Here is a 15,418-nt window from a genome sequence, read left to right on the forward strand (position 1 = left end):
GGAATGATAATCATTTTCAATTATCACACTGAGAATTTAATAGGTTATGAGGATTACATATGAAACTTTGGATATTAGTGATTGCAACTATTATCCTGTCATTTATTTCATTATTCATAGGTGCAATTGATATTAAAATTAGTGATTTATTGGATTGGAGCTCTGATGAAACACAGATTTTCTTAATCAGTCGAGTACCTCGCTTAATGGCAATTATTTTGGCAGGAGCAGGAATGAGTATTGCGGGTCTGATTATGCAGGCTTTAAGCCGCAATAAATTTGTTTCCCCGACTACGGCAGGAACGTTAGATGCAACAAAACTAGGAATCTTAATTTCTATGCTTTTTATTACAAACGTAACTTATACACAGCAGGTTATTTTCAGCTTTGCCTTTGCTTTAGTCGGAACATTGGTATTTATGCAGCTTCTTGACCGGATCAAATTTAAAGATGCTATCTTTGTACCATTAATCGGTATTATGTACGGGAATATTCTATCATCGATAACAACATTTTTTGCCTATGAGGCAGACCTTATTCAAAATATTTCCGCATGGTTAATGGGGAGTTTTACCTTGATTATCTCTGGCCGGTATGAATTGCTGTATGTAAGTATTCCAGCAGTTATTTTAGCTTATATTTATGCAAATAAATTTACAGTCGCAGGGATGGGGGAAGAGTTTGCGAAGAATTTAGGCCTGAGTTATAAAGTGGTATTAAATATTGGTCTTATCCTTGTTGCCATTATCTCGACAACAGTTGTATTAACTGTAGGGGTAATACCTTTCTTGGGACTAATTGTACCAAATATAGTATCCATCTACTTAGGGGATAATCTGCGCAAAACTATACCATATACCATGTTATTAGGGGTCGTTTTCCTATTAATCTGTGACATTATTGGTCGTATTATTATTCACCCATATGAAATACCAGTCAATGTTACGGTGGCTGTTATTGGCAGTGCGATCTTCTTAATTATGTTATTTAGGGGGAGAGCATATGCGAAATAGAACGAAATTACTATTATTATTTGTATTGGTCATTATTTCAGTTTTATTATACGGTTTTTATGATATTAAGGGCGGATTTGATTATGCGTTTCCGAGACGGATGATTAAAGTGGCGGCAATGGTTATTACAGGAATAGCCATTTCTTATTCCACCGTTGTATTCCAGACAGTTACACATAACCGTATTCTGACACCTTCTGTAATGGGACTTGGATCAATGTACGAGGTAGTCCAGACAGTAATCTACTTCTTTGCAGGTTCTATGTCAATCTGGATAGTAAATAAATATTTGAATTTTGGTGCAGCGATAACTGCAATGGTTGTATTCGCGCTCCTGTTATACCGGTTCTTGTTTCGTGCCGATAAACATCCAATCTATCTGCTTCTATTAATTGGGATGATTATTGGGACACTTCTTGGTAGTTTAGTAACATTTCTTCAAGTATTGATCGATCCGGTAGAATACTTAGGGTTACAATCTCTATTATTTGCATCTTTTACAAAAGTAAAAGCTGAATTGTTATACATAGCTTTCGGAATTTTACTGATTGCCTTTATTTATGGATATTTCATCATGAAAAAGTTGGATGTTATGTCACTCGGCCGCGAGAATGCGATCAACCTTGGGATTAACTATGACCGAATGGTAATGAATATACTAATCTTATCATCCGTTTTGATTGCTACATCTACAGCACTAGTAGGACCAATTACTTTCTTTGGTTTAATTGTGGCAAACCTGTCCTACCAGTTTTTTGTGACATACAAGCATTCTGTTATCATACTTGGTGCCAGCTTGTTTAGTATTGTTGCTCTAGTAGGTGGTCAATTTCTTGTAGAACATGTCTTGGAATTGCGGACTACAATTAGTGTTATAATCAATTTCGTCGGTGGTATTTACTTTATTTACCTATTATTAAATGAAAGTAGGGCTGCAAAATGATCGAAATAAAGGGACTAACGAAACAATATGGGAAAAAGCCTGTAGTAGAAGATGTCTCCGTAACAATCGAGCCAGGTATGATTACATCATTTATCGGGCCAAATGGGGCTGGTAAATCTACACTTCTTTCAATGGTAAGCAGATTATTGGATGCAGACACAGGAGAAGTATTACTTGATAAAAATGATGTGAAAAAATGGAAGTCAACGGAATTTGCAAAGCGTGTTTCTATATTGAGACAGGCAAATTATATCAATGTTCGGTTAACTGTAAGAGAATTGGTGGCTTTCGGGCGTTATCCTTATTCAAAAGGAAGATTAACTGCTGAAGATAACAGGTTTATTGATCAGGCGATAGAATATATGAACTTGAAAGATATGGAGGATAAATTCTTAGACGAATTATCCGGCGGGCAAAAACAACGTGCATTTATTGCAATGGTTATTGCCCAGGATACAGACTATATTTTACTTGATGAACCATTAAATAACCTGGATATGAAGCATTCAGTACAAATTATGAAGATATTGCGCAAACTTGTAGATGAATTGGGAAGAACAGTTGTCATTGTCTTACATGATATTAACTTTGCCTCAGTTTATTCAGATCGTATTGTTGCATTAAAAGACGGAAAGCTTGTCAAGAATGGACCAACGAATGAAATAATTAATTCGGTTGCTTTGAGAGAGATTTACGATATGGATATCCCCATTCAGGAACAAGATGGCTGCCGGATATGTGTCTACTTTAATTCGCACACTACCAGCTAATTCAATCATGATAGAAAACGGCTTAAAGAAAAGTTTCCCCGATCCTCTTTCTTTAAGCCGTTTTAACAACTTATAAATGATAAGTGGACAGAAAAATCAGAAAAAAGAAAAAATACTATTGACGCTAATGGTAAGTCAGTATATAATGATAATTGTTATCAATGATAATGATTATCATTACCAAATAATAAATACATAAGGAGAGAGAATAGAATGAAAAAGTGGCAATTAGCTATTTTATTTTTAGTTTTTGCAGTAATGTTAGCAGCATGTGGTGCAGATCAAGAAAGCTCAGCAAATGAGGCAGATGAGCCAGAAACAACAGAAGAACAAGCACCAGCTGATGAAGGTTCAGAAGAAGAAGGGACTGGGGAAACAGAAGCAACGGAAGACAGTGGCTCTGCATATCCAATGACAATTTCTCCAACTATTTCTGAATCGGAAGGCAGAGATGGAACAGCTTACAGCTTTGCGGATGTGGAGTTTGAATCTATGCCAGAAAATATAGTTGTGTTTGACTACGGATTTTTAGATACATTAGATGCACTTGGTGTGGAAGGTATCGTAGGTGTGGCGAATGGAAGCACATTGCCAGAACATTTAGAAAAATATGCTTCAGATGAATATACAAATATCGGTAGTTTAAAAGAACCGTTACTTGAAGATATTGCTGCATTAGAACCTGATGTAATCTTTATCTCTGGTCGTCAATCAGCATTCTATGATCAATTAAAAGAAATTACGCCAAATGTAGTATTCGTTGGAACTCAACAAGATGACTACTGGAACACATTCTTATCTTCAGTAGATGTTGCGGCTAAAATGTTTGGTAAAGAAGCAGAGGCAGAAGAATATCTTGCTAAATTTGATTCAGCACTAGAAGAAATTAAAACATTAGCAGGTGACTATGAAAACAGCTTAGTAACAATGTACAATGAGGGAAGTTTATCTGGTTTTGCAACAAATTCCCGTTTCGGTTACATTTATGATGTATACGGATTTACACCAGTAACAGAAGATATTGAGTCTTCTTCTCATGGCTCTAACTTTGGATTTGAAGCAATATTAGAATTCGATCCACAAGTGTTATTTGTTATCGACCGTACAGCTGCAGTTAATGGAGAATCTAACATTGATGCAGATATGGAAAATGATATTATCAAGCAGACAACAGCTTATAAAAATGACCAGATCGTTTACTTAGATGGTGCTTTATGGTACTTAAGCGGTGGTGGTTTACAGTCTGAACTTGATAAAATTGAAGAGGTTAAAGCTGCATTAAGTAAATAGCAGGATGAGAGGGCCGTCCAAGGTGTGAAAGGTATTTGACATCTTGACGGCTCTTTTTTAATGTTAGAAACAGATAATTTCTGCAGGGAAGTTTTAGCGGTATTTTAGAAATTTTGAAATTTCAATTATAAGAAAAAATAACCAATTCGCACTAAGATGAGTGAAACCGAAATATTCTAATCACCGCTCTAAATATCCGTATTGCCCCCACTGATCAATGTCTAGATTCTCGATTTATTTATTTCCTCATGCAATTTATTCATCACTATTTTCTTATTTTACTACTGGTTTTCAGTAGATTGCGTAGTTTCCTGATAAATTTATATAAAAAAACTCAATGAATATAAATAGTAGGTGTGCAGTTAGATGAGAGATATGACTATTTTTCTATAATTTCTTGTTGTGTAATGGGTGGAAATTAGGTAATATGAATTACAGGAAGTAATTTTATACTATGATAGTAATCATGAGATAAGGAGACATGTACTGATGACATCATCTAACGAAGTAAACATAAACGAAATCATTAAAGAATTATATAATGGATCAGTTCAGTCTATTAAAAATGTAGTTCCAGTAGGTCATCAATTTGATGCGCCCAAATTAACAACAGATCCTCTGTTTGTAAAATATGGTGTATTAATTGGTTATAGTGGTTCTTTCAAGGGTGACCTGTTAATCCAAGCGAATCCCCAGGTTTTTAGTTCTATTGGAGAAGCATTATATGGAATGCAATTACCAGAAGAAATGCTAGACTCTTTCTCGGGCGAATTAGGAAATATGGTGGCAGGCGGCTTATCGACTCATTTAGCTACTGCAGGGATTGAGACAGATATTACCCATCCAACAATAATTAGCGGTGACGCGAAATTGTCGGGATTTAAAAGAGTATTAGAAGTAAAAATCCAGTACGAAAATATTGGGAATATGACAATGTCATTATTGTTGAATCACTAATCATTCATGCGATTAAAATAAACTGATAAATTAAGTAGGTGAAGAGAATGCAAGAAACACTTTCAAAAACAATTATTTTTAAACTGAATAACCAGGAGTATGGTGCAAACATTGCTCAGATTTTATCAATCGAAAAATTACAAGAGATTGTTGCACTGCCGCAAACATCTGACTTCATTAAAGGAATTATCAACCTGCGAGGGACGGTTACCCCTATTATTGATCTGCGTACAAGGTTAGGGATGAAAGAAATGGAGGAAACCGAACAAACAAGAATCTTAATTGCAAAAGTGAAAGAGATTCAAATTGGATTGATTGTTGATGAAGCGACAGACGTCATTGACATTTCACCGGAAAAAATTGAACAAACACCTGAATTAGTAAGGGATGTTGATCATCGGTATCTAAAAGGTGTTGCTAAATTAGAAGAACGTGGAATGCTGTTATTATTAGATTTAGATCATGTTTTAAGTATGGAAGAATTTACTGAAATACAACAAGTTGCACAAGATTAATGGAGGTATAAGAATGGCACAGGTACTAATTGTAGATGATGCAGCATTTATGAGAATGCAATTGAAAAATATTTTCACAAAATTAGGTCATGAGGTTGTAGGGGAAGCAGAAAATGGTCTTCAGGCAACAGAATTGTATGACCAATTAAAACCAGATATTGTTTCCATGGATATTACCATGCCTGAGATGAATGGTGTGGAAGCAACGAGAGAGATTAAAAGTAAAGATAGCAATGCTACAATTATTATGTGTTCTGCAATGGGGCAGCAGCAAATGGTGTTAGAGGCCATTAAAGCAGGGGCAAAGGATTTCATTGTGAAGCCATTTACAGAAGATAGAGTACAAGAAACATTAGACAAGCTTTTATAAATAAGAGGAGGATGGGGCAAATGAATTATAATTCAAAAAGTCTCATGGGTCACTTTGACTTATGGTAACAGTCTGTTGAGTGACTGTTTCAGATATGTCCCATCCTTCATTTCTATGCAATGTTTACCTGTATATTACTGAGAAATATTAATTTGCTTTATATGAAATTTTACTATTGGAGTAATCTCAACAGCTGGATACCTTTGTTGCCATTCGTCTTTGTTCCAGTCTCTAAACTTACTTCTGGCAGATGCTCCTATCATTAAAGGATCAATTTCGGTTTCTTGAAATTCTTTAATTAAACGAACCGCGTCTTTTTCTAAATCTTTTCCTATTTCCTTTTCTAATTCCTCTTTTTCTCTGGTATTATCAACTGAAACACTTACCGTTTCAGCCAAAAAACCATCAATTGTTATGATTATATTAAGCTTATCTTTTGATACCCATTCTTTTTTATGGCTAGAGCGGATAGAAATGACATCTATCGATTGGTTTTTCTTTCTCCATTCAAACTGATATGTCCCATCCGTTATATTTTCAAACATTGACTTAAAGGTGAAAAATTGATCAGGTCCAATCTCATGTACCAATTTATCTTTGGAAAAAAACCCTAAACCAATAACATCTGCAGCTGCAGTGCTTGTTGAGACAATTGGCATAAACGGATCCATCCCGTCACCACTGTTTTGATAATTAAACAGATGAAGATTCATATTTGGTAAATTCCTCTTCATGTTGCTCTCCATTAAACTTTTAATATAGTGTGGAAAAGTTTGCTGTAATTCATATTTTTTTGCAAGAAGGTCTTCTGCCTTTCCTTTCACAATGACAGGATATAAATTTCTGCCGATATCAGGGATTTCATTTATCCCCTGCAGAATTTTTTTAATTCCTTTTTCAGCTAATTCTTCTCCAAACATAATGCTTGTTAATTTCCCTGTCTCTACTTGAAAAGGTGCTTTATTTTGAGTCTTTGCATTAATCCCTTGAACAGTTTTGGAGCGGCTCGTATAATAAGTATTCTCTCTTACACTTGTCTGTTCACTGAACCCATAAAGGGGGGACACAGCTGTGCCAATATATTGTTCTTTAATCGGATCCCAGTCAAAGCCATAAAGCATAATTAATTCAATGTCATCAATAACGGTTGTTCTCACACAACCAGTTAATAACATGATAGTGCAAATGAATGTTAGAAGAATTTTATTAACTTTCAAGGCGTTTTTTCACTCCCGTATGAATTATATGGCAAATGTAAAGAAAGGGAATATAAAGAAATAAGAGATACATACCTGCTTTGGTTAAAAGAGCAGACAGCTTTTCAACGATAAGATAATCACTCAATACAAACATACAAGCGACACCACTGATTGCAGATATGATAGAAATTCCCCGAAAAGAAAATTTTGTTAACCGATGAAAAGATTGAACACTGCCCCAGAAATATAACCCTGTTGTAGCAATGATGCTTCCAAAATGAAGGCTGATCCCGACATATTCAAATCTTTCGATAAAAGGGAGACTGACTATTTTCCATACATGAAGGGCTGGCCAAGTTAATTGCTGAATTTGATTTTCACTAAAGTAAAAAAAATCAGCAATAATAATGAGTAAATACAATAAGGTTGTATAGATATTTGCACTAATGGCCCATTTCCGGCTTTTATGGAATTGACGAATAAAAGGTGCGAACAACAAGATAAGCTCCACACCTAAAAAACTGCTGACGATCGGTTCGACTGCCTTAATAATATTCAAGTAATCAGTACTGAGAATTGGAAGCAGGTTCTCGATATGTCCAGTCTTAAAGGGAGTATAGACTGTGAATAGTAATGACAAAGGGATCCAGGCACTAAAAAAAGCAAATCCGACGATGATGCGAAAACCGCCTAAAACGATGTAAACAATAAGTAGGTAGATAATGAAATAAAACCATAGTAAAGATAAATCAGGGAAAAACCATACTTGAATGATTTCCACATATGACCGCAAAACAAACATAGAGATGACCAGAAGATATATTCCGAAAAGAAAAGAAAGAAGATTACCAATGATTTTGCCAAATAATGTTTGATGAATATCAATCAAATCTTCGTGGGGAGGAATTAACCTCCATATTACAATAATTACAAGGGTGACTAAAAACCCTGTAATAAGTACACTGATCCAACTATCATATCCTGCAATTTTGGTGATCTTCCTGCCGAATGATAAAATCCCTTCTCCCATTTGTGAACTGAAAAGGATAAAAAAAATTAAAAATGGGGAAACCATTTGGCTTATATCGGGTTTTTGCTGCTGGGTGTTCATAATCTTTCCTACTTTCTCTTTCCGTTTTTCGCCGTTGTTCTTCTTGAATTCATTCGGTTTTTATCCCCGGTTGTTGTTAAAATAGGCCGCTTTTTTTGCACACTAAATGGCAATCGGAAGAAGGAATCCTTTAAGTCTGGCCATCTCGGCGGATAAAATGGCTCTGTGTAAGGTCGCCCCAGTGAAGTTAATCTTAGTAAATGGGTAACCATAAACATAACTGCTATCGATATGCCGATAATTCCCCACATTTGTGCAAAAATAATAAAAGGAAAACGGATAAGACGGATCGTATTACCAATTCGGTAAATCGGTGTTGTAAAAGATGCCAAAGCCGCCAATGCTACCAATATGAGTAAGACATTACTTGTTAAGCCGGCTTCCACAGCGGCAGTACCAATTACAATTCCCCCTACGATACCAATGGTCTGACCGATTTTAGTCGGCAGCCTTGCTCCAGCCTCCCGCAATAGTTCAATCGTTAATTCAAGAATTAAAACTTCTAAGACTGGGGGGAAGGGGATATCTTTTCTTGAAGAAATAATTGTTCCCAATAAATCAATTGGCACAACATGATAATGATAAGTCAAAACAGCGACATACAATGGCGTAACTAAAACAGAAAACATCACCGCAAAGATACGAATGATTCGAAATGCTGTTGCCAGAGGCCATGTCAGAAAATAATCTTCATAAGATGCAAAAAATCCAACTAATGTAGTAGGCCCTGTTAATACTTGAGGAGAACCATCACAAATGATGGCAACTTTCCCTTCTATAAGGGCACTTGTTACACGATCAGGTCTTTCTGTGTCCATTAATTGAGCAAATGGTGATGCCGAATTATCTATTATCATTTGCCCGATAAAGGAGCTATCAGTTATCTGGTCATATTCAATATCATTAATTCTTTGTATCACTGTATCAATATTATCTTGATTGGCAATCCCATCAATGTACACAACAGCAACAGACGTTTTAGTGATCTTTCCAACTTGCAGCACCTTCACTTGCAGTTGAGGCAATTTAAGTCTTTTCCTGATTAAGTTGATATTTGTATTTAAGTCTTCAATAAAGGCAACTTTTGGACCGAGTACACTAAATTCAATTTCAGGTTGTGAGACAGGCCTGTCTGTAATAAATATTGCAGGCATCAACAGTACCTGCTGCAGATCATGATTAGGAGCAATTGCAATATATCCAGATAATAATTTCTCTTCTATTATTTTTAAATCAGAGGTAATCTCTGTTTCATCAAAAGGAAGAATATTCATCAAATCGTGTAGGTTATTAATCGTTAAATCGTGGCAATATGGCAAAAGGTTTGTCTTAACCTTATCTGTATCAATTAACGATTGATAATAATATATGTTAAGGTTAAGATTGCTTCCGAATTGCAATCTCTTAAAATCATCACTTTTTTGCATCACTTCTAATAATCCGGAAAAATTTTCAACAGGATTTGAATGGTGGGTTTTTCTTGATCTGCGTAACATACATATATCGCCTTTCTTTTTTGATAGTTTGAGAAAATCGTGTAAATTTATGCATGCTAGGAGTATTATTTATATTGAGTATATAATTGGAATTCTTCATGTCGATTCGTTATGATCAATTTAAAGGAGGAGAAAGGAATGCAGCAAAGAAATATATTTATCCAGTCAGAACGTCAGCAAAATCTATATGATAAAGCCGGAAGATTGGCTGAACAACTGTACAAAAGAAGAAAGCAGGCAGATGATGATGCATCCTTGCCGCTTGAAAATTTAGCCGATTTACGCAGAGAAAAATATCTATCCTTAACTTTACCCAAAAGCTATGGCGGAGAGGAACTGAGCCTTTATGAATTTTTGCTTATTCAGGAGAAATTAGCTGAGGGAGATGGGGCAACAGCTCTTTCCATTGGCTGGCATTTAGGTGTGATCAAGGAATTAAGTGAAGATGAGCTATGGGATAAGAAGACATTCAATTATCTGGCACAGGAAGTTGGAAAGAATCAGAAATTGGTTAATAGAGCTGCCACAGAACCTGCGACGGGGAGTCCGACCCGTGGAGGAATACCTGAGACAACAGCGATAATGGATGGAGATCATTACATAGTAAATGGCAGAAAAACTTTTACAACAATGGCCCAAGTGCTTGATTTTTATATCGTAACAGCATTTATAAAAGATAAAGATGCAGTGGGGTCATTCCTTATCCCGAAAGAAACAGCAGGACTGTCTGTAAATAAAACATGGGATACTCTCGGTATGAGGGGAACAGGAAGTGATGACCTGATTCTTGAAAACGTCAAAGTGCCATCCCAATTTCTTGTTGAGGTAAATGACAAACCAAGAAAACCTGGGCCAAAAGGGTGGCTGTTACATATTCCAGCATGTTACTTGGGTATAGCAACTGCAGCTAGAAATGATGTTATCGAGTTTGCGAAGAATTTCCAGCCAAACAGCTTAAAGACACCTATATCTGAAGTAGAACATGTTCGACAAAAAGTTGGAGAAATTGATTTAAAGCTGCTTCAAGCAAGGCATTTTATGTACAGTGTAGCGGAAAAATGGGATAAGTTTCCTGACAAGAGAAAGGAACTGGCAGGAGAGCTTGGAGCAGTCAAAGTTGTTGCTACAAATAGCGCGAATGAGGTAGTTGATTTAGTGATGCGAATTGTTGGTGGGAGAGGACTGGCGAAAGCAATGCCATTTGAACAGTATTACAGAGATGTACGTGCAGGACTACACAACCCGCCTATGGATGATATGGTTATTCAATCACTTGCAAGAAACGCATTTTCCTCATAACTGTGTTAAGCACTTTGTTTTGACTTATTTCATAGAATAGGGTATCTCACATGAGTCTTATCAGAGCGGGTAGCTATTAGTACTAATCCTGCTTAAAGTTTCGAGTAACAGGAATCTGGGCGCTAAGCATTCTGATAAGTTTCGCTAATGATTAGTGAGGGATCAACATCCTGACTAGTCATAGTCTCACGTTATAAGGAGGCTGTCTATGAGCATCATTGTTAATCCTAAACAGGTCTATAGTTATACCAAAATGATGGAAGACATCTTATTATTAACGGAAGCATACCCTTTTCTGCATAAAGAAGTGATTGGACACTCTGTGGAAAAGCGAAAGATAGTGGCAGTTAAAATCGGAACAGGGAAAAAAAGCATCATGCTGAATGGAGCACATCATGCAAGAGAATGGCTGACAACTGCTTTATTAATGGATATGCTCGAATATTATTGTCACCGTCATGAAAATGAGCAGGAGATTCGAGACATCTTTTCAAAAATCTCTCTTTGGTTTGTCCCAATGGTCAATCCAGATGGGGTAACGTTAGTTCAGGAAGGAGCAGATTCTTTTCCCCAGAAAGAAAGTTTAATGGAAATGAATCAAGGATCTTCGGATTTTAATGGTTGGAAGGCAAATATCCGAGGCGTTGACTTAAATCGTCAATATCCAATGGACTGGGATTCAATAGATGATAGAATTCAGAAACCTGCTTCAGCTATGTTTAAAGGTAGTCATCCTTTAACAGAGCCAGAGTCTATGTCTCTATATTTGTTTGCACTAGAGCATAAGTTTGATGCTGTAGCTTGTTATCACTCTTCAGGAGAAGAAATATTCTGGCAGTACAAATTAACAGGAGATCTTTACCATTCTGCAAAAAAGATTGTTGAACAGCTGGCAGAATTGACAGGATATCAATTAATAGATCCTGGTCCTAATCCGAGCGGCGGCGGATTTACGGATTGGTTTATTATGGTACAGAAACGGCCAAGTTTTACGATTGAAATTGCACCATATGTTGGACCAGTTCCTGTACCATTAGAGTATTATGATAAAATATGGCAGGAAAACAAAGAAGTAGGGATTACATTAGCGAAAGCATGCTTGCAAGGTTAAGCGTGCTTCGTTGTTTTTCTCTCTTCATTGATGACTTCCTGATATCCAGTAAGCAAATCCTCGAATTGATCTTCCCATCTTTGTTTTTGTGCATATCGAACAGCATTTTCTTCTAATTGTTGCCGCCAAATACTATTTTCTAAAATGGATGCAATCGCATTTATATAATCATCTTTTTTCCCTTGTCGACAAAGCATTCCGGTAAATCCTTCCTGGATAATCGTTTTTACACCACCAGCATTTGCACCGGCAACGGGCGTTCCGCATGCGAGTGCTTCTAATACTACATTGCCAAATGTCTCGCTTTCGGACGGGAAGACAAAAAGGTCACTTGAAGCTAAAAAAGGTGCAACTTCCTTTTGTGATAAAAACCCGGTAATAGTGACATTTGCTGTCTTATGCTCCTCCAGGTACTGTTTAGATGGGCCATCTCCAATGATACTCCAGTGAATTTGTCTGTTTAGCTGCTCTGGTAAGTTTTTGAACAAATAAGCAAGTGTTTCAATATTTTTTTCGGGAGCTAACCTTCCGACATAGCTTAATATATATTTTTGTTTTATATTATATTTTTTGCGGATTTCTGAATGATTATAATGAGGGTGGAAAACAGTTGTATCGACACCGCGTTTCCAAATTTGGATATTGTGAAAGTCTCTTTTTTGCAATTGACTGAAAGTGTGGGCAGATGGTACAAAAATACGTGACATTGACTGATGAAACCATTCCATATAACGCCAGAGTGGCCTGGATAATAAAGATAAATGATAATAATGCAAGTAATGATCAAAATCTGTGTGATAAGAACCAACTAATGGTATATTTAGCTTTTTTGCTAATTGTAATCCGCACAACCCAATCGAAAATGGTGTCGCCACATGAATAATATCTGGTTCAAACGATAATAATAAATTTTTAATTTCTGTTTTCTTTGGTAAAGAGATTCTGCATTCTTTATATAGAGGAAATGGGAAGCTCGATTGTGGATAAATCTGGTCCGTTGCTGATTCATTTCTCGTTTGCTTAGGGGATATAACGATATAATGGTGGTTGGAAGAATCCAAATATGTTGTGAGCCTGCCAAGAGTTTTTGCAACACCATTTACATCAGGAAGAAAAGTATCTGTAAAGATCGCAATTTTCATTTTTGTCACATCCTTTCGAGTATAACCTTTCATACAAAGGATATGTCGAAAAAATGTAAAGAACAACTTATTTATGTAAAATGATTGTAAAAAGAAAAGGAAGGAAAATTCAAACACGCTGTTTCTGGTGATTGAATTTCCCTGCAGATTATTGACAAGAAGGGCAAAATCCGTAAATTTCAAACTTATGATCTTCTATCATAAATTGGTTTAGTTCCTGGCTGATTTGCTCCATCGGACAATGATGGATTTCTTTGGTCACACCACAACTTTTGCAGATAAAATGATGGTGATGATGATGATCACATTTTAAACGAAAGTGTTTTTCTCCATTTAATTCTGTAGATTCCAGTATTCCTAATTGGTCAAATAAATGTAAATTACGGTAAATCGTATCAAAACTGATTCCTGTATAATTTGGTTCCATGTTCTCCTGGAGGTCTTTCGCTGTTCGGTATCTGTTTTCCTTTACGAAATAGCCAATCATATGCTCACGTTTTTCTGTATATTTATAACCTTTTTGTTTTAACAAGTTTAAAGCCTCTTGTACATTCATTCTATCACCTCGTTATTGGCTCGATGTTTTCTTTCTTTTAGGCGGTTGGTCACATTTTTACTGATAATCGTAAGAATCAATAAGATTATTAACAGCATAACGATCGTACCACCTGGAGGAATTTCTAAGTAGTAACCACTAATTAACCCTAAAATCACAGCTGTTTCTCCATATATTATCGCATAAATTATCGTTTGTTTAAATCCTTTTGCAATACGAATACTTGCAGCAACCGGTAATGTCATCAAAGAAGAAACTAATAAAACACCGACAATTCGTATTGATGCTGCAATAACCAATGCTTTCAGTAAAATAAAAATAAAATGAATAGCTTTCCCGTGAATCCCTGTCACATTTGCATGTTCTTCATCAAATGAAAGTAAAAATAATTCCTTATAAAATAAGAAAATCACGACACATACAATAACAGCTATTATAATAATACTGTACAGGTCCTGCCTGCTTACAGCAGAAACCGAACCGAATAGATAATTATACAAATCAGTATTAAAGCCATTGGCAAGTGAAATAAAAATGACGCTTAAACCGACACCGGCTGATAAGATAATAGGGATGGAGAGTTCCTGAAAAGCTTTATACACACTTCTAAGCCGCTCAATCAGTACTGAACCAATTACAGAGAAGCCTACACCTGAATAGAATGGGGTAAAGAATGGCGATCCGGTTTTCTTCTCCATTAACAGCCCGAATGCAATTCCGGCCAAAGTAACGTGTGACAGGGCGTCAGCAAGTAATGACAACCTTCTCACTACAACGAATGTGCCTAATAATGGTGCAATAATACCAATAATAATGCCCGTAAAAAATGTATTTCGTAAAAATTCATACTCTAAAAAATTCGCTAACATGAAGCTTCCTCCGTCTTAATGTTGATGTGTTACTAGATTTAACGGGTGACCGTAATAATCTGATAATTGTTCTTTTGATAATGATTGAAACGAACTGGGTTTTCCATGAAAATGCAATGTTTTATTCAAACATACAATTTGATTTGCATGCTGAGTCATTGTTCCGATATCATGGGTAACAAGTAGTAAAGTAATATTCTGCTTATTTAATTCATGCAATAAATCAAAAAACTTCTCAACATTTTCAGCGTCAACTCCAACAGTCGGTTCATCTAGAATAATTAATTCCGGTTCACTGACAAGGGCTCTTGCAATGAAGATTCTTTGTTGCTGTCCTCCTGAGAGATTACCGATATTCTCATGGGTATATTCTGCCATTCCAACTTGTTCAATAGCCTGTTTTATTTTCCGTTTATCTTCTTTTGATAAACGCTTAAAATAGCCGAGTTTTGCTGTTAGTCCCATAGCAACAACTTCAGCTACTGTGGCAGGAAAGCCTCGGTTGAAACTGTTCGCTTTTTGAGAGACATAGCCAATCTTACTTTTCTGCTTATATTTTTGAACAGGGGTATCAAAAATCGTTATTTCTCCAGCTGTAGGTTTCTCCAGTCCAAGAATCAGTTTAATTAGTGTTGTTTTGCCTCCGCCATTTGGACCGACCAAGCCGGTAAAATCACCTTGCTTGATTTGAAAGTTTATATTCGACAGCGCCTGACGGCTTCCATAATGGAAACTTACATTTTTCATATTAACAATGGTATTACCCATAATTTATTC

General features: G+C 36.1%; 16 protein-coding genes. 9 read left to right on the plus strand and 7 right to left on the minus strand.

Annotated features, from left to right (window positions below):
- Positions 1 to 59: 59 nt before the first annotated feature.
- The 7 genes from F9U64_RS12825 to F9U64_RS12855 all read left to right on the plus strand — a co-directional run bounded on the left by F9U64_RS12825 (position 60) and on the right by F9U64_RS12855 (position 5,858).
- Entirely contained in the window at positions 60 to 1,013 is a 954-nt protein-coding gene (locus F9U64_RS12825) for an ABC transporter permease (RefSeq protein WP_153404091.1), read from the plus strand.
- Complete coding sequence (locus tag F9U64_RS12830) at positions 1,003 to 1,956, plus strand: iron chelate uptake ABC transporter family permease subunit (protein WP_153404094.1); 954 nt, start codon at positions 1,003 to 1,005, stop codon at positions 1,954 to 1,956. Before F9U64_RS12825 ends, F9U64_RS12830 begins: the two co-directional genes overlap by 11 nt.
- Positions 1,953 to 2,726, plus strand: coding sequence for an iron ABC transporter ATP-binding protein (locus F9U64_RS12835; RefSeq protein ID WP_153404097.1), 774 nt, complete (start codon positions 1,953 to 1,955; stop codon positions 2,724 to 2,726). The genes F9U64_RS12830 and F9U64_RS12835 overlap by 4 nt, the downstream gene beginning before the upstream one ends.
- Positions 2,727 to 2,939: 213 nt before the next feature.
- Positions 2,940 to 4,016, plus strand: a complete 1,077-nt coding sequence (locus F9U64_RS12840) for a siderophore ABC transporter substrate-binding protein (protein ID WP_153404100.1) — start codon at positions 2,940 to 2,942, stop codon at positions 4,014 to 4,016.
- Positions 4,017 to 4,505: 489 nt separating this feature from the next.
- Positions 4,506 to 4,973 carry a chemotaxis protein CheX gene (locus F9U64_RS12845; protein WP_153404103.1) on the plus strand — a complete coding sequence of 156 codons (468 nt, stop codon included), beginning with the start codon at positions 4,506 to 4,508 and terminating at the stop codon, positions 4,971 to 4,973.
- A gap of 47 nt (positions 4,974 to 5,020) precedes the next feature.
- Positions 5,021 to 5,488, plus strand: coding sequence for a chemotaxis protein CheW (locus tag F9U64_RS12850; protein ID WP_153404106.1), 468 nt, complete (start codon positions 5,021 to 5,023; stop codon positions 5,486 to 5,488).
- Between the two features lie 13 nt (positions 5,489 to 5,501).
- Positions 5,502 to 5,858, plus strand: a complete 357-nt coding sequence (locus tag F9U64_RS12855) for a response regulator (RefSeq protein ID WP_153404109.1) — start codon at positions 5,502 to 5,504, stop codon at positions 5,856 to 5,858.
- Positions 5,859 to 5,992: 134 nt separating this feature from the next.
- On the opposite strand, the gene F9U64_RS12860 is transcribed toward F9U64_RS12855, so the two are convergent.
- Genes F9U64_RS12860 through F9U64_RS12870 form a run of 3 tightly spaced genes read right to left on the minus strand, consistent with a single transcriptional unit; the run spans position 5,993 to position 9,664 of the window.
- Positions 5,993 to 7,075, minus strand: a complete 1,083-nt coding sequence (locus F9U64_RS12860; protein WP_153404112.1) for a Ger(x)C family spore germination protein — start codon at positions 7,073 to 7,075, stop codon at positions 5,993 to 5,995.
- Positions 7,065 to 8,168, minus strand: coding sequence for a GerAB/ArcD/ProY family transporter (locus tag F9U64_RS12865; RefSeq protein ID WP_153404115.1), 1,104 nt, complete (start codon positions 8,166 to 8,168; stop codon positions 7,065 to 7,067). The genes F9U64_RS12860 and F9U64_RS12865 overlap by 11 nt, the downstream gene beginning before the upstream one ends.
- An 8-nt stretch (positions 8,169 to 8,176) precedes the next feature.
- Positions 8,177 to 9,664 (minus strand): spore germination protein, encoded by a 1,488-nt coding sequence (locus tag F9U64_RS12870; RefSeq protein WP_153404118.1) that lies wholly within the window; start codon positions 9,662 to 9,664, stop codon positions 8,177 to 8,179.
- A 138-nt stretch (positions 9,665 to 9,802) separates the two neighbouring features.
- On the opposite strand from F9U64_RS12870, the gene F9U64_RS12875 reads away from it, so the two are divergent.
- Together F9U64_RS12875 and F9U64_RS12880 are read left to right on the plus strand one after the other, a co-directional pair.
- On the plus strand, positions 9,803 to 10,963 hold the full coding sequence (locus tag F9U64_RS12875; RefSeq protein WP_153404120.1) for an acyl-CoA dehydrogenase family protein: 1,161 nt from the start codon (positions 9,803 to 9,805) through the stop codon (positions 10,961 to 10,963).
- A gap of 208 nt (positions 10,964 to 11,171) precedes the next feature.
- Positions 11,172 to 12,074: a M14 family metallopeptidase gene (locus F9U64_RS12880; RefSeq protein ID WP_153404123.1), complete on the plus strand. Its 903-nt coding sequence runs from the start codon at positions 11,172 to 11,174 to the stop codon at positions 12,072 to 12,074.
- On the opposite strand, the gene F9U64_RS12885 is transcribed toward F9U64_RS12880, so the two are convergent.
- The 4 genes from F9U64_RS12885 to F9U64_RS12900 all read right to left on the minus strand — a co-directional run bounded on the left by F9U64_RS12885 (position 12,071) and on the right by F9U64_RS12900 (position 15,409).
- Entirely contained in the window at positions 12,071 to 13,216 is a 1,146-nt protein-coding gene (locus F9U64_RS12885) for a glycosyltransferase family 4 protein (protein WP_153404126.1), read from the minus strand. The two genes, F9U64_RS12880 and F9U64_RS12885, sit on opposite strands and share 4 nt — an antisense overlap.
- Positions 13,217 to 13,364: 148 nt before the next feature.
- On the minus strand, positions 13,365 to 13,772 hold the full coding sequence (locus tag F9U64_RS12890) for a Fur family transcriptional regulator (RefSeq protein ID WP_153404129.1): 408 nt from the start codon (positions 13,770 to 13,772) through the stop codon (positions 13,365 to 13,367).
- On the minus strand, positions 13,769 to 14,641 hold the full coding sequence (locus tag F9U64_RS12895; protein ID WP_153404132.1) for a metal ABC transporter permease: 873 nt from the start codon (positions 14,639 to 14,641) through the stop codon (positions 13,769 to 13,771). Before F9U64_RS12895 ends, F9U64_RS12890 begins: the two co-directional genes overlap by 4 nt.
- A 15-nt stretch (positions 14,642 to 14,656) precedes the next feature.
- Positions 14,657 to 15,409 (minus strand): metal ABC transporter ATP-binding protein, encoded by a 753-nt coding sequence (locus F9U64_RS12900; protein ID WP_153404135.1) that lies wholly within the window; start codon positions 15,407 to 15,409, stop codon positions 14,657 to 14,659.
- Between the last annotated feature and the right edge of the window lie 9 nt (positions 15,410 to 15,418).

The sequence above is a fragment of the Gracilibacillus oryzae genome, from assembly GCF_009498735.1.
GTDB lineage: Bacteria > Bacillota > Bacilli > Bacillales > Amphibacillaceae > Gracilibacillus > Gracilibacillus oryzae.